At 67.5% G+C, this 22,166-nt stretch carries 21 protein-coding genes and 1 pseudogene (1 of these 22 running past the window's edge); 11 read left to right on the top strand and 11 right to left on the bottom strand.

Going from position 1 to position 22,166, the window contains the following annotated elements; all coding sequences use genetic code 11:
* Nucleotides 1-330: the 3' portion of a M23 family metallopeptidase gene (locus DEW08_RS08265; RefSeq protein ID WP_245986492.1), read on the top strand. Its footprint begins 894 nt before the window's first position; 330 of the gene's 1,224 nt are visible here — the last part of the coding sequence; the start codon falls outside the window, past its left edge; the stop codon is at nt 328-330.
* 13 nt (nt 331-343) lie between these two features.
* Here the strand turns inward: DEW08_RS08265 and DEW08_RS08260 are convergent, their stop codons facing one another.
* From DEW08_RS08260 to DEW08_RS08240, 5 genes are all read right to left on the bottom strand, one after another.
* Nucleotides 344-550, bottom strand: a complete 207-nt coding sequence (locus tag DEW08_RS08260; protein ID WP_109326131.1) for a hypothetical protein — start codon at nt 548-550, stop codon at nt 344-346.
* 56 nt (nt 551-606) lie between these two features.
* On the bottom strand, nt 607-1,566 hold the full coding sequence (locus DEW08_RS08255) for a lipid II:glycine glycyltransferase FemX (RefSeq protein WP_109326130.1): 960 nt from the start codon (nt 1,564-1,566) through the stop codon (nt 607-609).
* A gap of 14 nt (nt 1,567-1,580) precedes the next feature.
* On the bottom strand, nt 1,581-2,441 hold the full coding sequence (gene motA / locus DEW08_RS08250) for a flagellar motor stator protein MotA (protein ID WP_109326129.1): 861 nt from the start codon (nt 2,439-2,441) through the stop codon (nt 1,581-1,583).
* Nucleotides 2,442-2,698: 257 nt separating this feature from the next.
* Nucleotides 2,699-4,522, bottom strand: coding sequence for a phosphoenolpyruvate carboxykinase (GTP) (locus DEW08_RS08245; RefSeq protein ID WP_109326127.1), 1,824 nt, complete (start codon nt 4,520-4,522; stop codon nt 2,699-2,701).
* Nucleotides 4,523-4,868: 346 nt separating this feature from the next.
* Nucleotides 4,869-5,615, bottom strand: a complete 747-nt coding sequence (locus DEW08_RS08240) for a HugZ family pyridoxamine 5'-phosphate oxidase (RefSeq protein WP_109326126.1) — start codon at nt 5,613-5,615, stop codon at nt 4,869-4,871.
* A gap of 354 nt (nt 5,616-5,969) precedes the next feature.
* Here DEW08_RS08240 and DEW08_RS08235 point away from each other — a divergent pair, with 354 nt between their 5' ends.
* The 8 genes and pseudogenes from DEW08_RS08235 (at nt 5,970) to ptsP (ending at nt 13,159) form a co-directional block, all read left to right on the top strand.
* Nucleotides 5,970-6,665: a response regulator transcription factor gene (locus tag DEW08_RS08235; protein ID WP_109326120.1), complete on the top strand. Its 696-nt coding sequence runs from the start codon at nt 5,970-5,972 to the stop codon at nt 6,663-6,665.
* Nucleotides 6,637-8,415 carry a stimulus-sensing domain-containing protein gene (locus DEW08_RS08230; protein WP_109326115.1) on the top strand — a complete coding sequence of 593 codons (1,779 nt, stop codon included), beginning with the start codon at nt 6,637-6,639 and terminating at the stop codon, nt 8,413-8,415. The genes DEW08_RS08235 and DEW08_RS08230 overlap by 29 nt, the downstream gene beginning before the upstream one ends.
* A 151-nt stretch (nt 8,416-8,566) precedes the next feature.
* The gene (locus tag DEW08_RS08225) at nt 8,567-8,953 is read left to right on the top strand and encodes a hypothetical protein (protein ID WP_245986490.1); all 387 of its coding nucleotides are present in this window, start codon (nt 8,567-8,569) and stop codon (nt 8,951-8,953) included.
* Between the two features lie 116 nt (nt 8,954-9,069).
* Nucleotides 9,070-9,528 carry an HPr kinase/phosphorylase gene (locus DEW08_RS08220; protein WP_109326114.1) on the top strand — a complete coding sequence of 153 codons (459 nt, stop codon included), beginning with the start codon at nt 9,070-9,072 and terminating at the stop codon, nt 9,526-9,528.
* A pseudogene (gene rapZ / locus DEW08_RS08215) lies at nt 9,525-10,462 on the top strand (RNase adapter RapZ). The gene DEW08_RS08220 and the pseudogene rapZ overlap by 4 nt, the downstream one beginning before the upstream one ends.
* 176 nt (nt 10,463-10,638) lie before the next feature.
* A complete protein-coding gene (locus DEW08_RS08210; protein ID WP_109326113.1) occupies nt 10,639-11,037 on the top strand; it encodes a PTS sugar transporter subunit IIA in 399 nt (132 codons plus the stop codon).
* Nucleotides 11,038-11,043: 6 nt separating this feature from the next.
* On the top strand, nt 11,044-11,391 hold the full coding sequence (locus DEW08_RS08205) for an HPr family phosphocarrier protein (protein ID WP_109326111.1): 348 nt from the start codon (nt 11,044-11,046) through the stop codon (nt 11,389-11,391).
* On the top strand, nt 11,381-13,159 hold the full coding sequence (ptsP, locus tag DEW08_RS08200; RefSeq protein WP_109326110.1) for a phosphoenolpyruvate--protein phosphotransferase: 1,779 nt from the start codon (nt 11,381-11,383) through the stop codon (nt 13,157-13,159). The genes DEW08_RS08205 and ptsP overlap by 11 nt, the downstream gene beginning before the upstream one ends.
* An 11-nt stretch (nt 13,160-13,170) precedes the next feature.
* Here the strand turns inward: ptsP and DEW08_RS08195 are convergent, their stop codons facing one another.
* Nucleotides 13,171-14,739: a DUF4062 domain-containing protein gene (locus DEW08_RS08195; RefSeq protein WP_109326109.1), complete on the bottom strand. Its 1,569-nt coding sequence runs from the start codon at nt 14,737-14,739 to the stop codon at nt 13,171-13,173.
* Between the two features lie 279 nt (nt 14,740-15,018).
* Here DEW08_RS08195 and ahcY point away from each other — a divergent pair, with 279 nt between their 5' ends.
* Nucleotides 15,019-16,317, top strand: a complete 1,299-nt coding sequence (gene ahcY / locus DEW08_RS08190) for an adenosylhomocysteinase (RefSeq protein WP_109326107.1) — start codon at nt 15,019-15,021, stop codon at nt 16,315-16,317.
* Nucleotides 16,318-16,422: 105 nt separating this feature from the next.
* Here the strand turns inward: ahcY and DEW08_RS08185 are convergent, their stop codons facing one another.
* The 5 genes from DEW08_RS08185 to DEW08_RS08165 form a co-directional block, all read right to left on the bottom strand.
* Nucleotides 16,423-17,040 carry a hypothetical protein gene (locus DEW08_RS08185; protein ID WP_245986489.1) on the bottom strand — a complete coding sequence of 206 codons (618 nt, stop codon included), beginning with the start codon at nt 17,038-17,040 and terminating at the stop codon, nt 16,423-16,425.
* Nucleotides 17,041-17,120: 80 nt separating this feature from the next.
* Nucleotides 17,121-18,068 carry an Hsp33 family molecular chaperone gene (locus DEW08_RS08180; RefSeq protein WP_109326106.1) on the bottom strand — a complete coding sequence of 316 codons (948 nt, stop codon included), beginning with the start codon at nt 18,066-18,068 and terminating at the stop codon, nt 17,121-17,123.
* Nucleotides 18,069-18,251: 183 nt separating this feature from the next.
* Nucleotides 18,252-19,172 carry an ornithine carbamoyltransferase gene (gene argF / locus DEW08_RS08175; RefSeq protein WP_109326103.1) on the bottom strand — a complete coding sequence of 307 codons (921 nt, stop codon included), beginning with the start codon at nt 19,170-19,172 and terminating at the stop codon, nt 18,252-18,254.
* On the bottom strand, nt 19,169-20,326 hold the full coding sequence (locus DEW08_RS08170) for an aspartate aminotransferase family protein (RefSeq protein WP_211107191.1): 1,158 nt from the start codon (nt 20,324-20,326) through the stop codon (nt 19,169-19,171). Before DEW08_RS08170 ends, argF begins: the two co-directional genes overlap by 4 nt.
* 176 nt (nt 20,327-20,502) lie before the next feature.
* Nucleotides 20,503-21,306, bottom strand: a complete 804-nt coding sequence (locus DEW08_RS08165) for an ABC transporter permease (protein ID WP_109326096.1) — start codon at nt 21,304-21,306, stop codon at nt 20,503-20,505.
* Nucleotides 21,307-21,422: 116 nt separating this feature from the next.
* On the opposite strand from DEW08_RS08165, the gene DEW08_RS08160 reads away from it, so the two are divergent.
* Complete coding sequence (locus DEW08_RS08160; RefSeq protein ID WP_109326092.1) at nt 21,423-22,019, top strand: regulatory protein RecX; 597 nt, start codon at nt 21,423-21,425, stop codon at nt 22,017-22,019.
* Nucleotides 22,020-22,166: the final 147 nt, after the last annotated feature.

Below are 22,166 nucleotides of genomic sequence, written 5' to 3'. Positions count from 1 at the left end.
ACCGCCTACGCCCATCTCAGCCGCTTCGCCAAGGGTGCGCAGCGCGGCGCGCGCGTCGAGCAGGGCGACGTCATCGGCTATGTCGGCACCACCGGACGGTCCACCGGCCCGCACCTGCATTACGAGGTGCTGAAGGCCAACCACCAGGTCGACCCGCGCTCGATCGACCTCCCCACCGGCGAGAAGCTGGCCGGACGCGAGTTGCAAGCCTTCGAGCAGACCATGAAGACGCTCGACAAGGCTTTCGAGACGGCCCGCAGCAGCCTGCAGCTTGCCCGCACCCCCGCCCCGGCGGAGGAGAAGGGCTGCACCACGGCCACGAGCTGCTGAGCGGCGCCGGCCGTCAGCTCTGATTCATCATGTTGCGCAGCGCGCCGACGAGCTGGCGCGCGCTGTCCTCGTTCTCCAGCAGCTTCTGCAGGGCCTCGCGCATCTGCATGGCCTTGGGCTTCTGCTGCATGGCGCGTTCGATGGCGACGTCGGCCGGCACGTCCGGCTCCGCGGCGGGAACGCCGGCGGCCGGCGGCTTCGACGGCAGGGTCCTGGACATGACGGCTTCTCCTGGCTCCGGCCTGACCTGCCGGACAGCTTACCCCCGATGGCGGGTCAGCGGTAGAGGCCGGCCGACTCGGTCGCCTCGCCGCCGGTTCCCAGCTTGAATTCGGTGACGCCGGCCGCGGTCTCGGGATTGATGCCGCCGAGGTCGAGCCAGCGCACCCCGCGCTCCTTCAAGGCGAGCGCCGTACGCCACAGGATCAGCCGCATGGCACCGGCCTTGCGCCCCTGCTCGTTCGACCAGCCGACCTGATAGGTGGCGGCATTGCCGTGGCGGAAGAACAGGCCGCTCGCCACCGCGGTCCTGCCGTTCTGCAAGGCGGCCGTCATCAGCGCGCCGTCCGTCTTTCCGCCGCCCTTCACCATGGCGTTGCGCAGCCGCACCGCCAGCGCCCCCGTCATCGGACGGAACTGCTTGGCCAGCGCCTGCTCGTGCTCCTGCTTCATCAGCCAGGGCAGGTTCTTCGCCTCCCAGTCGAAATCGAGGAGAAGCCCCGCCTTCTCGGCGCCCTTCAGCCGCTGGCGCCAGTCGCGGGCAAGGCCGGCGCGAAGCTCCTCCTCGCTCTTCGACAGGTCGAGCCAGACGGTGCGGTAACCGGGGCCGAAGCGCCGGAAGCCGCACCGCGACAGCAGCGCCGCCGCCCCGTCCCCGGCCGGCAGCTCCGGCAGCAGGCTGGCGCGGCTCAATGGATTATCGGGGCATTCCTTGCGCAGGAGGCGAAAGGTCTCCTCCAGCACGCCGGCCTCCGGCACCGCGCCGTCCAGCCACAGGGGGCCGCGGTGCATCTGGCGCTGGGTGAACAGCTTGAGCTGCCGCCGTTCGAGGAGCTGCAGGATGCCCGCCGGCTCCCCGTCCTGCCGGATGACACCGAGGCGCGGGACATAGCCGTGGGTACGGCCCATCGCCTGGGCATAGGCGAAGCTCTGCGGCAGGGTGGAGCGGGCGACGCGCTCCCAAAGGGCGGCCCACTCCCCCATGGTGCCTTCGTTCCAGGCGATGGTGACCGGCATGGGCGGCGCCCGGATCAGGCCGGCGGCAAGGCGGCGGTCGCCTCTTCCACCTGCGCGAAGGTCGGCCTGTATTCGGGTTCAAGCACGTTTCTCGCATACTCGACCGAGATGGCCGGGGCATAGCCGGAGAGGTGGGCGATCAGGCCGGTCTTCATCGCCTGATAGTACTTGCCCTCGGCGTTGTAGATGTGCTTCAGGCCGGCGGCCATCGGCGCGAAGAAGCCGTAGGCGAACAGCACGCCGGAAAAGGTGCCGACCAGCGCCGCGCCGATCAGCTTGCCCAGCACCTCCGGCGGTTCGGTGATCGAACCCATGGTATGGATCACGCCCAGCACCGCCGCCACGATGCCCAGCGCCGGCACGCCGTCCGCCACGTTCTGAATGGCGTCGGAGACCCGCTGGTGGTCGTGGTGCATCGTCTCGATATCCTCGTCCATCAGGTCGACCAGCTCGTGCGGATTGTCCGCGCCGAGCGACATCAGCCGCAGGTAGGTGCAGAGGAAGGAGATGGCGTGGTGGTCGCCGTAGAACTTGGGGAACTGCTGGAAGAGCGGAGAATCCTCGGGCTTCTCGATATGCTGCTCGAGCGCCAGGAGGCCCTTGGTCTTCGCGATCTTGAAGACCTGGTACATCATGGTCAGCAGCTCGAGGAAGTCCTCCTTCTTGTATTTCGGTCCCTTGAACAGGTGGCCGATTTCCTTGCCGGTGTGGGAAACCACCGATTTTGGATTGCCGATGAAGAAGGCGCCGAGCGCAGCCCCGAGGATGATCACGAACTCGAAAGGCTGCCACAGCACGCCGAGATGGCCGCCGGCCATGGCATAGCCACCGAACACGCAGCCGAGCACGGTGACGAAGCCGATGATCACGAACATGCGGGTCAATCCTCCAGAGTCCAGGCACGCCGCGGAACCAGTGACGGCCAAACCTCTTGAGGTTCGGTAAACGCGCCGCCCCGGATCATGCGGTGTCGCAGACAGGTCACGGACTCTACCCAGCGCAGCGGGGACTGTCACGAAAGGAGTAGCCCGGCGGAGACAGTATCCGGATCTTGCCGCGGCGATGCGCCGGAACGGAAAAGGGGCCGCCCCTGCAGGCGGCCCCCTCCCCGTTCAGCCCGGTGTCGCGGCGGTCAGCCGATGCGCCAGACGTCCGGCGAGGCTTCCAGACGCTTCAGCAGTTCGACGCGCTGCTGCTCGATCTCGCCCGGCAGGTGGGTGCCGAAGCGGTTGAACAGTTCCTCCTGGTCGCGGGCCTCCGCCTCGGCTTCCTTCCGGTCGATGTCCATGATCTTGCGGAACTTGTCCTCGGAGAAGTCGAGGCCGGACCAGTTCAGGTCCTGGTAGCGCGGAGAATAGCCGAACGGGCTCTTCGCCGGCTCCGGCGCCCGGCCGCGGACGCGGTCGACGATCCACTTCAGGACGCGCATGTTGTCGCCGAAGCCCGGCCACACGAACTTGCCGTTCTCGTCCTTGCGGAACCAGTTGACGCGGTAGATGCGCGGCAGGTTCTCCACCTTGCCTTCCATCGACAGCCAATGGTTCCAGTAGTCGGCCATGTTGTAGCCGCAGAAGGGCAGCATGGCGAACGGGTCGCGGCGGATGGCGGCCTGGCCGACGGCGGCGGCGGTCGCCTCCGAGCCCATGGTCGCCGCCCAGTAGACGCCCTCGCGCCAGTTGTACGCCTCGAACACCAGCGGGAAGGTCTTGGACAGGCGGCCGCCGAAGATGAAGGCGGAGATCGGAACGCCCGCCGGGTTCTCCCACTCCGGATCGATGGACGGGCACTGGCTGGCCGGCGCGGTGAAGCGCGAGTTCGGGTGCGCGGCGGGACGGCCGCAGCCCGGGGTCCAGTCCTTGCCCTGCCAGTCGATCAGGTGTGCCGGCGGCTCGTCCGTCAGGCCTTCCCACCACACGTCGCCGTCGTCGGTCAGCGCGACGTTGGTGAAGATGACGTTGTGGTCCAACGTCTTCAGCGCGTTCGGGTTCGACTTGACGCTGGTGCCCGGCGCCACGCCGAAGAAGCCGGCCTCCGGGTTGATGGCGCGCAGCGTGCCGTCCGGCTGCGGCTTGATCCAGGCGATGTCGTCACCGATGGTGCGGACCTTCCAGCCCTCGAAATCCTTCGGCGGGACCAGCATGGCGAAGTTGGTCTTGCCGCAGGCCGACGGGAAGGCGGCGCCGACATAGGTCTTCTCGCCGGTCGGGCTCTCGACGCCCAGGATCAGCATGTGCTCGGCCAGCCAGCCCTGCTCGCGGCCCATCGACGAGGCGATGCGCAGCGCGAAGCACTTCTTGCCGAGCAGCGCGTTGCCGCCGTAGCCCGAGCCGTAGGAGACGATCGAGTGCTCCTCCGGGAAGTGGACGATGTACTTGTGCTCGGCGTTGCAGGGCCACGGCACGTCCTTCTGGCCCGGCTCCAGCGGGGCGCCGACCGAATGCAGGCACGGCACGAAATCGCCGTCGCCCAGCACGTCCAGCACCTTCTGGCCCATGCGGGTCATGATCCGCATGTTCACGGCGACATAGGGGCTGTCGGAGATCTGCACGCCGATATGCGCGATGTCGGAGCCCAGCGGGCCCATGCTGAAGGGCACCACATACATGGTGCGGCCGCGCATGCAGCCCTCGAACAGCCCGTCCAGCTTGGCCTTCATCTCGGCCGGGGCGACCCAGTTGTTGGTCGGGCCGGCATCCTCCTGCCGTTCGGAGCAGATGAAGGTGCGGTCCTCGACGCGGGCGACGTCGCCCGGATCGGACCGGCAGAGGTAGGAGTTCTGGCGCTTGGCCTCGTTCAGCTTGATGAAGGTGCCGGCCTCCACCATCTCGGCGCAGAGCCGGTCATACTCTTCCTGCGAGCCGTCGCACCAGTGCACCCGCTCGGGCTTGCACTTGTTGGCGATCTCCTCGACCCAGGCCAGGAGCTTCTTGTTCCGCGTCCGCGTGGTTCCAGTCATCGTCTGCCTCTCACGTCGTCACCGGAACCGGCATGCCGGGGTTCCATCCTGCGCTGCGCCCCCCTGGCGCCCGCAGGCCCGGAAATACAGGCCGGTCCGGCCGAAGACTTGTCCATGGTCGATCAGTGGCGGTCGCGACCGCCTGTTCAGCATCACCGCCGCGAGAAGCCTCTCCCGGCGTCGCCACGACATGGTGGTCCAAGGGCTGATGGCCCGGACGGAAAACGGGTCGGTCCGTTATGGTCCACTGATATGATCTCCTGGTTGCGCTGGTTTTGCGCCGCTTGTGCGGCGTCTGGTTGGTTGCTTGGCCGTTATTGTGCTCGGCCTGGTGGATCGGCTGGTCTCAGGCCGGCTGCCCCATCCGGGGGTCGGCTCCTTTCTGGCGCGCCCGACGGGCCAGCCCGGCCAGGACCCGTCGTGCGTCATGGGGATCCGATACGCGCTGATCGAAGTCAACCCGGGCAACCGCGGCCCCGTGCCGCAGGTCGCACCCCTCCGGGTCGATCCCGGTCATCACCCAGCGCGCGGCGGACGGATCCGCCGCTCCGGGACCGGAGGGCGGCAGGCCGAGCAGGGCGGTCGCATAGAGCGCGATGGCGTCGGCGTGGTCGGCGTTCATGTGCGCGAGGATATCAGGCTCGGCCTCGGCCAGCGCAAGCGGCACATTCGGCATCAGCAGGTCGCCGGAGGCTATCCAATGGATCTGGCCGAAACCGGCGACCAGGTGCGCGCGCTCCACCGCGATCCGGTAGACGGCGAAGTCGCCGAAGCCGGCGTAGACCGCGGCGTCCGGGTGGCGGTTGAGGAAGCGCGCGCGATGGCGGGGATCGTCGGTGCGCTCCGCCCGGCCGAGGACGGACACGCGGGCGCCGGCCAGCGGCTGGACCATGCCCTGGGTCGCGTCGAACAGCAGCCCGACCCGCGGGTCGGCGGCGATGTTGCGGGTGTGGTCGGCCAGTCCGGAGATCAGCAGGATCGGCGCCGCGTCATGGTCGAGCGCCACCAGAACCAGCGAGGGATAGGGCCAGCCGGCCCCCTGCCCGTCCGGCCGCTGCAGGGTCGTCAGCGCCGCGCGGTCGACCGACCGCATGACACGGCGCGCCCGGTCGCCCGGGGCCTCTCCCGCCGGCGACGGCGTCGGAACGGTCCCGGCCGGTTTGTCCCCCTCGGATAGGGAAGGGGCGCCGTCCGCCTTGGCCGAAGGCACGGCTTTCGAAGAATCAGTGGACCTCATGCCCTTTGCGAGTGCGCTCTCCCGTGCGGCGCCGTTTCCCCGGCGTCACATTGGTGCCATATTGGACCATAGGAATGTCGCGGGAAAAGCGAAAACTGCCGCCGATGCCGCGGGCCTGCCGCAATCGGGGGTCAGATTCACCTCGGAAGCACCCCGAATCCGTCACGATGCTTTCGTTTTTTCCCGTGAGAGAGGAGGTAGAACGCTCCCATGCCGCAGACCGTCGCCCTGGTGGATGACGACCGCAACATCCTGACCTCCGTGTCGATCGCTCTGGAGGCGGAGGGGTTCGAGGTGCGCACCTATACCGACGGGGCCGAGGCCCTGCGCGGGCTGACCCAGCGTCCGCCCGACCTCGCGGTGCTCGACATCAAGATGCCGCGCATGGACGGGATGGAGCTGCTGCAGCGGCTGCGCCAGACCAGCCGCATGCCGGTCATCTTCCTGACCAGCAAGGACGACGAGCTGGACGAGCTGATGGGCCTGCGCATGGGGGCGGACGACTACATCAGGAAGCCCTTCTCCCAGCGCCTGCTGATCGAGCGGATCCGCACCCTGCTGCGCCGGTCCGCCCTGGGCGGCGAGCCGGAGACGATCGATCCCGTCCAGGTGCTGACCCGCGGCCCCCTGCTGCTCGACAGCGCCCGTCATGCCTGCCAGTGGAAGGGGCAGCCGATCGACCTGACGGTGACGGAGTTCCTGCTGGTCAAGGCGCTCGCCCAGCGGCCGGGCCATGTGAAGAGCCGCGACCAGCTCATGGACGCCGCCTATGGCGAGCACGTCTATGTCGACGACCGCACGATCGACAGCCACATCAAGCGGCTGCGCAAGAAGTTCAAGGCGATCGACCCCGATTTCTCCCAGATCGAAACGCTCTATGGCGTCGGCTACCGATACAAGGAATAGCCGCCCGCCGGCCCGCCGCGCCGTGCCGCCCGCCCGCCCCCGCGGCGGCCGCGAGGGGACGCCCGCCACCCCGCAGGAGCGCAACGGCGAGCGGCGGCCCCGCCCGCGCCGGCGCATCTCGCCGCTGACCCTGCGCATCCTGGCGGTCAACGTGCTGGCGCTGCTGCTGCTGGCGGCGGGGCTGCTCTATCTCGGCCGCTACCAGGACCGGCTGATCCAGGCGGAGCTGGAGGCGCTGGCGACCGAGGCGCGCATCTTCGCGTCGGCGCTGGGCGAGGGGGCGGTGCAGCGCAACTTCATCCCCTCCGACATTCCCGGCGAGGAGGGCGGGCGCGAGACCTACGAGCTGTCGCCGGAACTGGCGCGCCAGATGGTCCGCCGCCTGGTGGAGGCGACGGCGACCCGCACCCGCCTCTACGGCGTGGACGGCCATACCCTGTCGGACAGCCGGGTGCTGACAGGCTCCATGGGCGGCATCGAGATCCGCGAGCTGCCGCAGCCGGCACCGGGCGATGCGCTGTCGCGCGCCATCAACGAGCTGTACAGCCGCCTGATCGACGTGGTGCCGAGCCGCGAGGACCTGCCGCTCTACCGCGAGGCCCCCGACGCGCCCACCCCGGACGTGGAGCGCGCGCTCGTCGGCGAGACGGCGGCCACTGCCTGGCGGGTCGAGGCGACGAGCGGCGAGCCCGAGCTTCTGCTGACCGTGGCGGTGCCGGTGCAGCGCTACCGCGAGGTGCTGGGGGCCGTGCTGCTCAGCCGCGGCGGCGGCGAGATCGACCGCGCCATACGCTCCGTCCGCTTCGACATCCTGCGGGTCTTCGCCGTGTCGCTGCTGGTCACGGTCGCCATGTCGCTCTATCTCGCCGGTACCATCGCCCGGCCGATCCGCCGGCTCGCCCAGGCGGCCGACCGGCTGCGCGCCGGCCACGGACGCCACACCGAGATCCCCGACCTCACCGCCCGCGGCGACGAGATCGGCGAGCTGTCCGGCGTGCTACGCGACATGACCGCCGCCCTGTGGGCGCGCATGGACGCCATCGAGCGCTTCGCCGCCGACGTGGCGCACGAGATCAAGAACCCGCTGACCTCGCTGCGCAGCGCGGTGGAGACGGCCAACCGCATCTCAGACCCCGACCGGCGGGCCCGCCTGATGGCGATCATCGCCGACGACGTGCAGCGGCTGGACCGCCTGATCAGCGACATCTCCAACGCCTCGCGGCTCGACGCCGAGCTGTCGCGGGCCGAGCTGGAGCCGGTCGACCTCGGCGCCATGCTGGGGATGCTGGCGGAGATGCATGATCCCGTCGCCGGCGCGGACGGCGACGAGGACGCGGATCCGACGGCGCCGCGCATCCAGCTCGACCTGACGCCGGGGGAGCGGCTGGTGGTCCCCGGGCTGGAGGGACGGCTGACCCAGGTCTTCCAGAACCTGATCGCCAACGCCCTGTCCTTCTCGCCCCCCGGCGGCACGGTGCGGCTGTCGGCGCGCCGGACCGGCGGCATGGTGGAGGTGACGGTCAGCGACGACGGCCCCGGCATTCCCGAAGGCAAGGAGGAGGCGATCTTCGAGCGCTTCTACACCGAACGGCCGGCGGGCGAGAAGTTCGGCACCCATTCCGGCCTCGGCCTGTCGATCTCCAAGCAGATCGTCGAGGCGCATGACGGCACCATCGCTGCGACGAACCGCCCCACCGCCGAAGGTAGAGCAGCCGGCGCCACCTTTATCGTCCGGTTGCCCAGCTCATAGTCCTGTCTTAGGAAAGTTGCACTGGATTTGCGGAAAAGGTGGACAAACCTCTGGCGGAGCGCGATGCTGTCGAAGGTCATAGTGCGATCGCAGCATCGGTTGGACGCTTCCGGGCTCGTCGGCTGGCCTCAGGCAATCCGGAGGGTCCCTCATGTCCCCGCCCGCCCAGCACCTGCCCGACCACACTGCCCCAGCCCAGGTGATCGACTTCCGTCGTTACCGGCTCGCCCGGCTGATCCGCGACGCCGGGCAGCAGCAGAGCGACCTCGCCCGCATGATGCGCGCGTCCGCCGCCGAGCGGACGCAGCTCGCCGAAGCGTTGCAGGGCGCACAGCAGCACCTCGCGCGGATCGCCGAGAGCTACAAGGACCTGCTGACCAGGCTGAAGCGCGAGAAGGACTTCCGCGATGCCTGCCTGGAGGCCGCCGACCTCGACGACGTCGAGGAGATGGTGCGCCGCCGCGACGCGCTGGTGCGCGAATTGGAGGATATCCGGCGCACCGCCCCCCAGCCGGCCGGAAGCAAGGCGGGATCGTAAGGGAAAAGGTGCTCGCAAGCGGTTTCGCCCGCATGTCCCGCCGTCATCCCCCAGAGCATAGCCACCCAGAGCATACCATTGACAGAACCCGCAGTACGTCTCACCTTCGCGGGATCATGGTGACGATCCACGGCACCTGCGTCCTGGTCTCCGGCATCGGTATTTTGTTGCGGGGGGCCTCGGGCAGCGGAAAATCCGACCTGGCCTTGCGGCTGATCGACGGCGGGGCGCAACTCGTCGCCGATGACCGCGTAGAATTGTTCGTTGCCGGCGGCGGCGAGGACGGAACGGTCGCCGCCCGCGCGCCGGAGCGGCTGGCCGGGCTGCTGGAGGTGCGCGGGGTCGGCATCCTGCCGGTGCCCCATGTGGCATCCGCCCCGGTCGGGCTGGTCGTCGACCTCGTCCCCCACGGCCATGTGGAGCGGCTGCCCGATCCGGAGGTCGTCCGCCTGCTCGACCGCCCGGTGCCGCGCCTGGCGCTCGCCCCCTTCGACGCCTCGACGCCCGCCAAGCTGCGCGTCGCCGCCGCCGCCGTCCGGGAAGACCGGCTGGGAGAGGTCCCGGTGTTCCCATGACGACCCAGCCAACCGACAATACGACGACGGATTCCCAATCCCAGCCCCAGCGCGGCCGCGTCGTGCTGATCACCGGCATGTCGGGCGCCGGCCTGTCGGTGGCGCTGAAGGCGCTGGAGGACCTCGGCTACGAGGCGGTGGACAACCTGCGCCTGTCGCTGGTTTCCGCCCTGCTGCAGCAGGCCGACCCGCGCCGCCGCCCGGTGGCGCTGGTGATCGACAGCCGGACCCGCGATTTCTCCGCCCAGGCCTTCCTCGACGAGCTGGACGAGCTGGCGGCGCACCCGGAGCTCGACGTGCGCCTCGTCTTCCTCGACTGCGGCGACGAGGTGCTGCAGCGCCGCTTCACCGAGACGCGGCGGCGCCACCCGCTGGCGACCGACCGGCCGGTGCCCGACGGCATCCAGCGCGAACGCGCCCTGCTCTATCCGCTGAAGCAGCGCGCCGACGTCACCATCGACACGACGCAACTCTCCATTCACGATCTGCGGCGCATCCTGTCCGGACATTTCCAGCGCGACGCCCAGCCGGCGCTGCAGGTCTTCGTCACCTCCTTCTCCTTCCGGCAGGGCCTCCCGCGCGAGGCCGACCTGGTGTTCGACGTGCGCTTCCTGACCAACCCGCATTACGACCCGGAGCTGCGCCCCTGACGGGGCTGGATCCGGCGGTCGCGGCGCGGGTGGAGGGCGACCCGGATTTCCCGGCCTTCTTCCGCGGGCTGACCGGCCTGCTGCGCCCGCTGCTTCCGCGCTTCGCCCAGGAGGGCAAGAGCTATCTGACCATCGCCATCGGCTGCACCGGCGGCAAGCACCGCTCCGTCTTCGTGGCCGAGCGGCTGGCCGCCTGGATCCGCGAGATGGACATCAAGGTCGCCATCAGCCACCGCGAGCTGGAACGGCGCGAGGCCGACCGGACCGGCGCGCGGCAGGGCTGACGACACAAGACCCGGATCCGTCACCATGATGCGAGACACCCCGATAAGGAACGAATGGGACGAGACGATTTGCCAGCTGGACAATTCCCCCTGCATACGGCCCCTTCCAAGGCGACCATGACGACCGAAACGACGATCAAGACCCCTGGGGAGGATCCAACCTTGAAGGACATCCCATGATTGGCATGGTTCTGGTGACCCACGGGCGGCTCGCCGAAGAGTTCATCGCCGCGCTCGAGCATGTGGTGGGCGAACAGCCGCAGGTGCGCGCGGTGTGCATCGGCCCGGAAGACGACATGGAACAGCGCCGGCAGGACATCCTGAACTCGGTCGCCGAAGTGGACGACGGGTCGGGCGTCGTGGTCCTGACCGACATGTTCGGCGGCACCCCGTCCAACCTCGCCATCTCCATCATGGACAAGGCGAAGGTCGAGGTGATCGCCGGGGTCAACCTGCCGATGCTGATCAAGCTGGCCAGCGTCCGCAAAAACGAGTCCCTCGCCCATTCGGTGATCGCCGCCCGCGACGCGGGGCAGAAGTACATCAACGTGGCCTCCTCCCTGCTGTCGGACTGACCATCCATGAGCGACACCGATCAGACGGAACCGGCCGCCGGTTCTACCGCCGGCCCCCCCGCCGGCGACCGCGACGGCGGAAATCCCGAGGCCTGCCAGACCGTCACCATCACCAACCAGCGCGGCCTGCACGCCCGCGCCTCGGCCAAGTTCGTCAAGCTGGCTGCGACCTTCGATTGCGAAATCGAGGTGCGCCGCGGGGAGACGGTGGTCTCCGGCGAATCGATCATGGGCCTGATGATGCTGGCCGCCGGTCCCGGCACGTCGGTGGAGCTGTGCGCCTATGGCCGGGACGCGGAAACGGCCATCGCGGCCCTGGCAGACCTGATCATCCGCAAGTTCGATGAAGACTGAGACACCGGCCGGCGCGGCCGGACCGGCGAGGACGCTGCGCGGGCTCGGCGTATCGCCCGGCATCGCCATCGGCCCCGCCCATGTGGTGGAAAGCGGCGCCGTCGCCATCCCCGAATACACCCTCCCGCCCGAGGAGGTGGAGGCCGAGGTCGCCCGCTTCCAGGAGGCTGCCGCCAAGGCGCGCCGCCAGATCCGCAAGCTGAAGTCCAAGGCGCTGGTCCTGCCCGATTCGGCGTCGGAGGAGATCGGCTTCCTGCTCGACGCCCATCTGCAGATGGTGACCAACTCGCGCCTGACCCGCGGGGCGGAAAAGCGCATCCGCGAGCAGAGGGTGAATGCCGAGGCCGCCATCCAGGCGGAGATCGCCAGCATCGCCGAGAGCTTCGCCGGCATGACGGACGCCTATCTGGCCGCCCGCATCGGCGACGTGCGCGAGGTCGGCCGGCGGCTCACCCGCAACCTGATGCGGCAGGAATTCAAGGCCTTCTCCCACCTGCCTCCCGGCAGCATCGTGCTGGCGGAGGAGTTGACGCCCGCCGACACGGCGCTGCTCGACCCGCGGATCGTTGCGGGCATCGCCACCGTGCTGGGCGGGGCGGAGGGGCACACCGCCATCATGGCCCGCTCGCTCGGGCTTCCCGCCGTGCTCGGCGCCGCCGGACTGCTGGCCGGGCTGAAGAACGGCACCCCCGTCATCGTCGACGGCATCCAGGGCCGGGTCATCATCGATCCGACGCCCGAGATGCTGGAGGAGTATGGCGTCCGCCGCGCCCAGCGCGAGCGCGAGCGCGAGCAGCTCAAGGGTCTGCGCAAGCTGCCGGCGGTCACCCGCGACGGCACCGCCATCACGCTGCAGGCCAACCTGGAGTTGCCCCGCGACCTGGAGCATGCGCTGGAGAACGGCGCGCAGGGCATCGGCCTGCTGCGCACCGAGTTCCTGTTCATGAACCGCGACCAGCTCCCCGACGAGGACGAACAGTACGAGGTGCTGCGCTCGATCATCGAGGGGATGGGCGGCCGTACGGTCACCGCCCGCACCATGGACGTCGGCGGCGAGAAGCTGGCCGGCTGGATGGCGGGACGCTACGGCGATCCGCCCAACCCGGCGCTCGGCCTGCGTGCCGTCCGGCTCGGCCTGCGGGAGCCCAAGCTGCTGGAGACGCAGCTTGCCGCCATGCTGCGCGCCGGGGCTCACGGCCCCCTGCGCATCCTGCTGCCGATGATCTGCAACGTGTCGGAGGTGCAGAAGGTGCGGGAAATGATGGGCCAGGTCGCCCGCCGCCTGCGCCGCCGCGGCGCCGCCATCGCCGACCCGCTGCCGCCGGTCGGGGTGATGGTGGAGATCCCCGGCGCCGCCCTGTCGGCCGACGCGCTGGCCTATGCCGCCGACTTCTTCGCCATCGGCACCAACGACCTGACGCAGTACACGCTGGCGATCGACCGCAGCGACGAGCAGGTGGCGACGCTCTACGACCCGCTGCATCCGGCGGTGCTGCGCCTGATCCAGTTCACGGTGGAGGCGGCGCTGCGGTCCCGCATCCCGGTGTCGGTGTGCGGCGAGATCGCCGGTGATCCGCGCTACACGGCGCTGCTGCTGGGGCTCGGCGTCCGCGAGCTGTCGATGTCGCCGCCCTCGATCCCCAAGGTGAAGCAGCGCATCCGCTCCCTGGACGTGATCGAAGCCGCCCGCCGCGCCCGCGTCATCATGGACCAGAGCGACAGCGGGCGGATCGCCGCCCTGCTGGACGATTTCAACACGGTGGCGTGAGGAGCCGCCGCCTATAGAACCAGGTTCGGAAGCGGCTGCACTTCCCTGACGCCGATTTCCCGACGCGCAGCGGCGATCTTTTCCAGGTCGTCATGCCCTCTGGCATTCGATGCGGCGACCTCCAGCACAGTGTCGATTTCATCAAACCTGCGCAGCCCTTTGAGGGCTTTGGCGAGACTGATGTAATATCGCATATCGTTCGGATCGATATCTATCAGCGTCTTGAACCTGATCGCCGCCTCCCGCCACTTCTTCGACCGAAGAAGTATCGCAGCATAGGTTGACAGTGTGTTTTCATCATCAGGAGAGATCTTCAGCGCTTCATCCATATCTTCCTCGCTGAGCCTCTGCATTTCCTCGGAAAACTGATCGATGTTCTTCCGTGCAACAGCTCGGTTCTTCAGCAGGAGCACGCGCCTGTTGGGGTCCCCTGACGGTCCGAGCCTTTCAAGAAGCAAAGAGCAGATCTGTTCAAGATCCGAGTACCGATCAGCCCTTATGAGCGAATCGAATATTCTCTTGAGCTGATACTCGCTTGTTCCCGAATCGAGTTTCCTGTAGAATTCAATGGCCTCGTCGCGCCTCTGCGGAACCATTTCAGTCATCAAACTGTACAGCTCAACTTTTGCACTATACCTGCCCGGGTCGCGCTCCAAGGCCTGCTCATACAGCCAGAGAGCAAGCCCGCCCATACCGTTTTTCCGGCACAGGTCACCAACCTCCTCGATCATCGACGCCTGCACGAATTGGGGGCGATCCTTGGTCGAAAGGACCAGCTCTTCGAACTGAGACAAGAGCTCATAGAGTCTGTTTCTCGACTCCTCATCAGTACAGTCGTTCTCGTCTATCCGATCGAATTCAATTTTCAGCTTCCGCACCATACTCTCGGCTACGACGCGATCCGTCAAAATGCTGTTCTCTGATATCTTCTTCTTGAGTGTCGCGACTTCCTTCAGAGCATCGTCTTTCTCCTTGAGCGTCGCCGACAGGGAGCTTTCAGCCAATGCCAGTCTCGAAGTGACCTCGCTCATGTTCTGCTTGAGGATCTGGTCAACTTCGTTGAATCGCACCCATCCGGGACGAGGCGTGAATTCGAAATGATGGATCAGCGCCCTTTGACAGAAAACCGCCAGTTCGCTCCGATCTTTCCAGGGCATCACAATCGGGTCCGCCTGAACCCTGTTTCGGAAACGAATGAATGCTTCCGTATCGTCTCCGTCGATGATGGACGGATTTCTTGAAATAGACTCCTTGCGGGCCTCTTCCGTCATCACGAAGGCGATCACCGGGATTTTCTGGCTGAGCGCGTATTCATACTCCAGCTCCGTATAGCTTTTCCCGGATGACTTTTCTTTTTCTCCGTACCTCACCCCGAGAATGAGAAAAAAGTAGTCAGCCTGATCAATCTGCTTCTTTATGTAGCTAATCTTATCACCTGCCGAAGATATAAAGCGCTCCATGCCGAGAGGGATGTGCAACAGATCGACCACCGTCTTGAAAACGACATCCCTCTCTTCAATCAGATCCTTGTAAGTGGAGCTGACGAATATCTGGAATTTCTTGTTGAAAATGGCAGACATCGTGACAACCCTCTTTAGGATAGTTTAGATCGTCATTTTATAAAAATTCCCTGACCTCATCAACGGCTCGCTACCTGGTGACGTATGTATTCAATGATATGTTACTCATGCGGGTGATCCGGGTCCGCGTCCACCCGCCCCACCCTGTCGCCATCCATACATAAAGATATCTTTATGCTTGCACCCTAACGGCTGCGCTGATACACCCTGCTGGCAAGAGGCGGTCCCGAGGCCGCCCTTCGCCGTTTCAGCCATCCGTCCGTTCAGGAGACACGCCCCATGGCCGCCAGCTTCACCGACTACAAGGTCAAGGACATCAGCCTCGCCGAGTGGGGCCGCAAGGAGATCACCATCGCCGAGACGGAGATGCCCGGCCTGATGGCTCTGCGGGAGGAGTTCGGTGATTCGAAGCCGCTGAAGGGCGCGCGCATCGTCGGCTGCCTGCACATGACCATCCAGACGGCGGTGCTGATCGAGACGCTGACGGCGCTGGGCGCCACCGTGCGCTGGTCCTCCTGCAACATCTTCTCGACCCAGGACCAGGCCGCCGCCGCCATCGCCGCCGCCGGCATCCCGGTCTTCGCCTGGAAGGGCGAGACGGAGGAGGAGTTCTGGTGGTGCATCGAGCAGACCCTGCGCGGTCCGGACGGATGGACCCCGAACATGATCCTGGACGATGGCGGCGACGTCACCCAGATCATGCACGACAAGTATCCGGAGATGCTGGACGACGTCCGCGGCCTGTCGGAGGAGACCACCACCGGCGTCCATCGTCTCTATGAGATGATGAAGAAGGGCACGCTGAAGGTCCCGGCCATCAACGTGAACGACAGCGTCACCAAGTCCAAGTTCGACAACCTCTACGGCTGCCGCGAGTCGCTGGTCGACGGCATCAAGCGCGCCACCGACGTGATGGTGGCCGGCAAGGTCGCCGTGGTCGCCGGCTATGGCGACGTCGGCAAGGGCTCGGCCGCCAGCCTGCGCTCGCAGGGCGCCCGCGTCCTGGTGACGGAGATCGATCCGATCAACGCGCTCCAGGCCGCCATGGAAGGCTATCAGGTGGTGACCATGGACGAGGCCGCCCCGCTGGGCGACATCTTCGTCACCGCCACCGGCAACGTGGACGTCATCACGCTGGACCACATGCGCCAGATGAAGGACCGCGCCATCGTCTGCAACATCGGCCACTTCGACAGCGAGATCCAGATCGAGGCCCTTCGCAACTACAAGTGGGAAGAGGTCAAGCCGCAGGTCGACGAGGTCGTCTTCCCCGACGGCAAGCGCCTGATCGTGCTGGCCCAGGGCCGTCTGGTGAATCTGGGCTGCGCCACCGGCCACCCCAGCTTCGTGATGAGCGCCAGCTTCACCAACCAGGTGCTGGCCCAGATCGAGCTGTGGACCAACCACCAGAACTACGAGCGCAAGGTCTATGTGCTGCCCAAGCACCTGGACGAGAAGGTCGCCCGTCTGCACCTCGACAAGATCGGCGCCAAGCTGACCACCCTGACCGACAAGCAGGCCGCCTACATCGGCGTCAACGCCGCCGGCCCGTTCAAGCCGGACCACTACCGCTACTGATCCGGAGCACGGGTCCGGCCATCCGGCCGGATCCAGCCCGCCGAAAACGCGAAGGGCCGCCCCATCGGGCGGCCCTTTTGCGTTGCCTGCCGTCCTGCGGCCGGATCAGCGCCGGACCATCGGCGCCAGATCCTTGCGGATGCCGGCATCGAGCCGGCCATTCAGATCCTCGATCATCCGCCGGGTGATATCCTGCAGGGTCGCCTCGCGGTCGGCGAGCGAGATGTTCTCGGCCACCGTGGTCGAATAGGTGACGGTGGAGCGGGTCATGCCGCGGAAGGATGCGGTTCCCGGCCCGGCATCCGGCACCTCGCCGGCGACCTCCACCTCGATCCGGCCGTCATAGCGCTGGGCCTGATCGTTGGTGAAATAGCCCTTGACGCCCTCGGTCTTGGGCAGCGCCACCTCGACGATGCCGGCGTCGCGGATGGTCACCCGCACGCGGCCCGGCCCGCCGGCGGCCTGCAACCGCTCGCCGACCCAGCGCCGCACCGCCTCGGCCGGCGGCAGCGGCACGCGGTCTTCCACATGCTTGCCGCCGGACGGGCGATAGGCGCTCACCACGTCGATGCTGCCGGCGTTCAGCACGATGGGCGCGAAGTTGGAAAAGTCGATCGCCCGCGGGGCCGGTCGCTGCGGCGTGCTCTGGCAAGCGGACAGGGTCAGCGCGGCGAGGCCGGCGGCCAGCACGGTCCGGCGGGCAACAATACGGCGGAACACCATGGTCGCTCCGGTTCACAAAAGAAAAAGGCGCGGCACTATAGCCGCGCCCGAGGCCGGACGCATCCGGTCACGATGGGATGTCACCCCCGCGCCTCATAGACCCGGTCGAGGTCCCGGTCGTCGAAGTGATAGGCGGTGGAGCAGAACTGGCAGGTCACCTCGACGCGGCCATCCTCCACCTTCAGCTCCTCCACCTCGTCGCGCGGCAGGCCGGCCAGCATGGTGGAGACCCGCTCGCGCGAGCAGCGGCAGCCGAAGCGCAGGGCCGAGGGGTCCCACACCCGCACGCCGTCCTCGTGGAACAGGCGGAACAGCAGCCGCTCGGCCGGCAGGTCGGGGTCGAGAAGCTCCTCGCCCCTGGTGCTCGACAGCAGGGCCATGGCGCGGCGCCAGTCGTCCTCCTTCCCGGCGGAGAACACCGCCTGGGTCGGGTCCTGCGGCAGACGCTGCACCATGATGCCGCCGGCGCGCCAGCCGCCCTTGCTGCCGTCCGGGTTGATCATCCGGTCGACGGCCACGGCGAGGCCGGTGTCGATCTGTTCCGACTGGCGGAAATAGTGCTGCACGCAGTCGGTCAGCGTCTTGCCGTACAGCTCGACGATGCCCTGGTAGCGGTCGGTGTTGGGCCCCTGGTCGACGGTGAAGGCGATGTAGCCCTTGCCCAGCAGGGCCGGGGCCGGCGCGATCAGTGCGTCGTCCTCCGCCTTGGCCAGTTCGGCCTCGTCGAACTGGGCATAGGCGCGGATGTCGCCGACCGAGGTGATGTCGGCCACCATCAGCTTCACCGGGCCGTCGCCCTTGGTCTGCAGCGTGAAGATGCCGTCATACTTCAGCATGCTCGACAACAGCACGGCGAGCGTCATCGTCTCCGCCAGGAAGCGGGCGATGGTGTCGGGGTAGGCGTGGCGAGCCAGGATCTCGTCCAGGGTCGGGCCGAGCTTCACGATCCGGCCGCGAAGCTGCGAGCTTTCGATCTGGAAGGGCTGGACGAGGTCGTCGTTCAGCGGGAGGACGGAGGGATCGCCCATGGAACTGTCCTTGAGGTGAACGTCCGGGGGAAAGCCACCCGGCACGAGTTTGTCCGGCCGGAAAAGCCGGCGGAGCGGCAACAGCTCCGATAAATCGGCGGCGGGCCGGAACAAATCAAGGCCGGGGCGGCTGCACGGCAGTCATGCCGGGCCGGCCTCGACCGGCCCCGCCCCGGGTTTCTATCAGACGGCGCCGTCCAGCAGGCACCAGACCAGGATGGCCTTGTGCGCGTGCAGGCGGTTCTCCGCCTCGTCCCACACCACGGAATGGCGGCCGTCGATCACGCCGTCGGTCACCTCCTCGTTCCGGTGGGCCGGCAGGCAGTGCATGAACAACGCCTCCGGATGCGCCAGCTCCATCAGCGCCTCGTTCACCTGGTAGGGAGCGAGAATGGCGGCGCGCTCCTCCACGTCGGTGTTGTGCATCGAGGCCCAGGCGTCGGTGATGACGCACTCGACGCCGCGCACCGCCTCCTTCGGGTCCTCCATCACCACGACGCGGCCCCTGCCCTCGGCCTTGGCCCAGTCCAGCAGCGCCTGGGACGGGCCGTACTGCGGCGGACAGGCCAGCCGGATCTCGAAATCCAGCCGCACCGCGGCATGGACCCAGCTCACCGCCACGTTGTTGCAGTCGCCGATCCAGGCCACCGTGCGCCCGCCGATCGGACCGCGATGCTCCTCGAAGGTCATCAGGTCGGCCATGATCTGGGTCGGGTGCGACTGGTCGGTCAGGCCGTTGATGATCGGGATGCTGGCGTATTCGGCCAGCTCATGCACCCGCTCCTCGCCGGTGGTGCGGACCATGACCGCATCGACATAGCGGGAGAGCACGCGGGCGGTATCGCCGATGGTCTCGCCGCGGCCGAGCTGCATGTCGTCGGGCTTCAGGACCACCACGTCGCCGCCGAGCTGGCGCATGCCGACCTCGAACGACACGCGGGTGCGGGTCGACGGCTTCTCGAAGATCAGCGCCAGCGTCTTCCTGGCGAGAAGCTGGCGGTGGCCGTCGATGTCGCTCTTGATCTTGCGGCCGAGGTCGAGGATCTGGCGGACGGTCCGCGAATCGAGCCGGTCGACGTCGAGGAAATGCCGGACGGTGCTCATGCCGCGAACTCCTTGGCGGTCTTGTCGAGGATGGCGATCGCCTCGTTCACTTCGGCCTCGCCGATGTTCAGCGGCGGCAGGATGCGGAAGACGTTGTCGCCGGCCGGGACCAGCAGCAGCCCGTTCTCCCGCGCCTTGGCGACCACGTCGCCGGACGGCACCACGCACTTGATGCCCAGCATCAGGCCCATGCCGCGCAGTTCGGCGAAGACGCCCGGATTGGCCTTGATGAGCTGCTCCAGCTTGCCCTGCAGCAGGCCGGACGTCGCCTGCACCTGGTCGAGGAAGCCCGGCGCCATCATCAGGTCCAGCACGGCGTTGCCCACCGCCATGGCGAGCGGATTGCCGCCGTAGGTCGAGCCGTGGGTGCCGGCGACCATGCCAGAGGCCGCCTTCTCGGTGGCGAGGCAGGCGCCGAGCGGGAAGCCGCCGCCGATGCCCTTGGCGACGCACATCACGTCCGGGGTGACGCCGGCCCACTCATGGGCGAACAGCTTGCCGGTCCGGCCCATGCCGCACTGGATCTCGTCGAAGAACAGCAGCAGCCCGAACTCGTCGCAGACCTGGCGCAGGCCGCGCAGGAAGTCGGCGGAGCCGGTGCGGATGCCGCCCTCGCCCTGGATCGGTTCGACGCAGATGCCGCCGGTCTCCGGGGTGATGGCGTTGCGCAGCTCGTTCAGGTTGCCGAAGGCCACCTGGTCGAAGCCGTCGAGCAGCGGGCCGAAGCCCTTCACCAGCTTCTCCTGCTTGGCGGCGGAAACCGCGCCCAGCGTGCGGCCGTGGAAGGCCTGCTCGAAGGTGATGATGCGGGTCTTCTGCGGGTTGCCGGTCTCGTAATGATACTTGCGGATCAGCTTCGCCCCGCATTCCCACGCCTCGGCGCCCGAGTTGGTGAAGAAGACGGTGTCGGCGAAGGTCAGGTCGGTCAGGCGGGTGGCCAGCGTCTCCTGCCCGGCGACCCGGAACAGGTTGGAGGTGTGCCACAGCTTGTGCGCCTGCTCGGTCAGCGCCTGGATCAGGTAGGGATGCGCATGACCGAAGGCGTTGACGGCGATGCCCGCCGCGAAATCCAGGTATCGTCGCCCGTTGGTCGCGTAGAGATACGGACCTTCGCCCCGCTCGAACACGACATCGATGCGGGAATAAGTGGGCATGACGACGGGGATCACGGCTGATGCCTCCCAAATAAGCAGAAAAGCCCGGATGGGCACCTGCCCGCCGGGAAGCGGCAAATATCCGGAGATTGTCAGGCCCTGTCAACGAAATGAGGGGCGTTTTTGCTCGCATCGGGGCTGCAAAAACGCCTGTCCACCCGTTTCCGGTACGGCGGTCACGCCTTCAGCTTGTAGCCCGTCTTGAGCATCCGCCAGGCCAGCCACCACAGGGCGACGTTGATGCCGATCATCACCAGGATGCCGACGCCCAGCGTGCCGTCCGACCGGCCGATGAAGCCGTAGCGGAAGCCGTCGATCATGTAGAAGAATGGATCGAAATGGGCGATCCACCAGAACAGCGGCGGCAGCGTGTCCACCGAATAGAAGGTGCCCGACAGGAAGGACAGCGGCGTGACGACGAAGTTGGTCACCGCCGCGATATGGTCGAACTTCTGGGACCAGATGCCGCCGACCAGCCCGAGCAGCGACAGCAGCATCGAGGCCGCCACCGCATGGAACAGGACATAGCCGGGATGCGGCAGGCTGAGCGGCACGAAGGCCCAGATGGCGAGCCCGGTGACCAGCCCGACGGCAAGGCCGCGCGTCACCCCGCCCATGACGAAGCCGAAGGCCAGTTCCAGCGGCGCCATCGGCGGCATCAGGATGTCGACGATGTTCCCCTGCACCTTGGCGATCACCACCGACGAGGAGGTGTTGGCGAAGGCGTTCTGCACCATGGCCATCATGATCAGGCCGGGCGCCAGGAACTCCATGTAGGGGGTGTTGCCGATCATCCGCACGGCACCGCCCAGCGCCAGGGCGAAGACGGCGTAGAACAGCAGCGTGGTCACCACCGGCGCCCAGATGGTCTGCTGGTGGACCTTCAGGAACCGCCAGACCTCGCGGGCGTAGAGCGTCCAGACGCCGACCCAGTTGACGGAGCCGACCACGCGGGGCATGGGAGGGAGAGGATGAGTCATCGCACCACGATCCACAGCAACGGGCCGGACTGTACGGTGGCGGCAGCCATCCGGCAACCGGCAGCACACAGGCAACAGCCATGTCGGGGCAAACAGTCGTACACGGGGAAAGAGCCATGACCAGCGACGATCCGACCCGCCGCGGACGTTCCCCGGCGCCGCCCCGCGGGCCGAAGCCGCCGAAGCGGGTCACCCCGCAGTATCTGGAGAATGCCGCGCTCCATTACCTGCAGCGCTTCGCCAGCTCGACCGACAACCTGCGCCGGATCCTGATGCGCAAGGTGGAGCGCTCCGCCGCGGCGCACGGCACCGACCGCGAGGAGGGGGCCCGCTGGGTGGAGGAGCTTCTCGCCCGCTACCGTCGCAGCGGTCTGCTGAACGATGGGACCTATGCCCGCATGCGGGCGGAAAGCCTGCACCGCCGCGGCGCTTCGACCCGCGCCATCGCGCAGAAGCTGGCAGCCAAGGGCATCGACCGCGACGAGGCGGACAAGGCGCTGGACACGCTGCGCGAGGACATCGGATCGGAGCTGGACATCTCCGCCGCCCTGGCGCTGGCGCGGCGCCGCCGTCTCGGCCCCTACCGCCTGCAGGAGGCACGGGCCGCCCATCGCGAGAAGGACCTCGCGGCGCTGGGCCGCGCCGGCTTCGCCTACGACGTCGCCCGGCGGGTGGTGGACGCGGAGGATCCCGATTCGCTGGAGACGGACTGACGGACGACGCGCCCGCCGGGCGCGCGCACGACGAAACGCGCGAAGCCGACTGGGGCTTCGCGCGCCGCTCTCGAACCGGGAGTCGGATTCGTCCTGTACCGGGCTTTCAAACCCTTGCGCGGAGTCCGGGACTCCGCGTCAGCAGAC

It is taken from the genome of Azospirillum thermophilum (assembly GCF_003130795.1).
In the GTDB taxonomy this organism is placed as follows: domain Bacteria; phylum Pseudomonadota; class Alphaproteobacteria; order Azospirillales; family Azospirillaceae; genus Azospirillum; species Azospirillum thermophilum.
The sequence above is the reverse complement of the archived record's forward strand: the minus strand, read 5'-3'. Positions and strand labels throughout refer to the sequence as shown.

What these genes read in the sequence shown, in the direction of transcription:
- DEW08_RS08260 (WP_109326131.1), bottom strand. Translation starts at nt 550, where the DNA reads ATGTCCAGGACCCTGCCGTCGAAGCCGCCGGCCGCCGGCGTTCCCGCC.
- DEW08_RS08255 (WP_109326130.1), bottom strand. Translation starts at nt 1,566, where the DNA reads ATGCCGGTCACCATCGCCTGGAACGAAGGCACCATGGGGGAGTGGGCC.
- motA (WP_109326129.1), bottom strand. Translation starts at nt 2,441, where the DNA reads ATGTTCGTGATCATCGGCTTCGTCACCGTGCTCGGCTGCGTGTTCGGT.
- DEW08_RS08245 (WP_109326127.1), bottom strand. Translation starts at nt 4,522, where the DNA reads ATGACTGGAACCACGCGGACGCGGAACAAGAAGCTCCTGGCCTGGGTC.
- DEW08_RS08240 (WP_109326126.1), bottom strand. Translation starts at nt 5,615, where the DNA reads ATGCGGTCGGTCGACCGCGCGGCGCTGACGACCCTGCAGCGGCCGGAC.
- DEW08_RS08235 (WP_109326120.1), top strand. Translation starts at nt 5,970, where the DNA reads ATGCCGCAGACCGTCGCCCTGGTGGATGACGACCGCAACATCCTGACC.
- DEW08_RS08230 (WP_109326115.1), top strand. Translation starts at nt 6,637, where the DNA reads ATGGCGTCGGCTACCGATACAAGGAATAGCCGCCCGCCGGCCCGCCGC.
- DEW08_RS08225 (WP_245986490.1), top strand. Translation starts at nt 8,567, where the DNA reads ATGTCCCCGCCCGCCCAGCACCTGCCCGACCACACTGCCCCAGCCCAG.
- DEW08_RS08220 (WP_109326114.1), top strand. Translation starts at nt 9,070, where the DNA reads ATGGTGACGATCCACGGCACCTGCGTCCTGGTCTCCGGCATCGGTATT.
- DEW08_RS08210 (WP_109326113.1), top strand. Translation starts at nt 10,639, where the DNA reads ATGATTGGCATGGTTCTGGTGACCCACGGGCGGCTCGCCGAAGAGTTC.
- DEW08_RS08205 (WP_109326111.1), top strand. Translation starts at nt 11,044, where the DNA reads ATGAGCGACACCGATCAGACGGAACCGGCCGCCGGTTCTACCGCCGGC.
- ptsP (WP_109326110.1), top strand. Translation starts at nt 11,381, where the DNA reads ATGAAGACTGAGACACCGGCCGGCGCGGCCGGACCGGCGAGGACGCTG.
- DEW08_RS08195 (WP_109326109.1), bottom strand. Translation starts at nt 14,739, where the DNA reads ATGTCTGCCATTTTCAACAAGAAATTCCAGATATTCGTCAGCTCCACT.
- ahcY (WP_109326107.1), top strand. Translation starts at nt 15,019, where the DNA reads ATGGCCGCCAGCTTCACCGACTACAAGGTCAAGGACATCAGCCTCGCC.
- DEW08_RS08185 (WP_245986489.1), bottom strand. Translation starts at nt 17,040, where the DNA reads ATGGTGTTCCGCCGTATTGTTGCCCGCCGGACCGTGCTGGCCGCCGGC.
- DEW08_RS08180 (WP_109326106.1), bottom strand. Translation starts at nt 18,068, where the DNA reads ATGGGCGATCCCTCCGTCCTCCCGCTGAACGACGACCTCGTCCAGCCC.
- argF (WP_109326103.1), bottom strand. Translation starts at nt 19,172, where the DNA reads ATGAGCACCGTCCGGCATTTCCTCGACGTCGACCGGCTCGATTCGCGG.
- DEW08_RS08170 (WP_211107191.1), bottom strand. Translation starts at nt 20,326, where the DNA reads ATGCCCACTTATTCCCGCATCGATGTCGTGTTCGAGCGGGGCGAAGGT.
- DEW08_RS08165 (WP_109326096.1), bottom strand. Translation starts at nt 21,306, where the DNA reads ATGACTCATCCTCTCCCTCCCATGCCCCGCGTGGTCGGCTCCGTCAAC.
- DEW08_RS08160 (WP_109326092.1), top strand. Translation starts at nt 21,423, where the DNA reads ATGACCAGCGACGATCCGACCCGCCGCGGACGTTCCCCGGCGCCGCCC.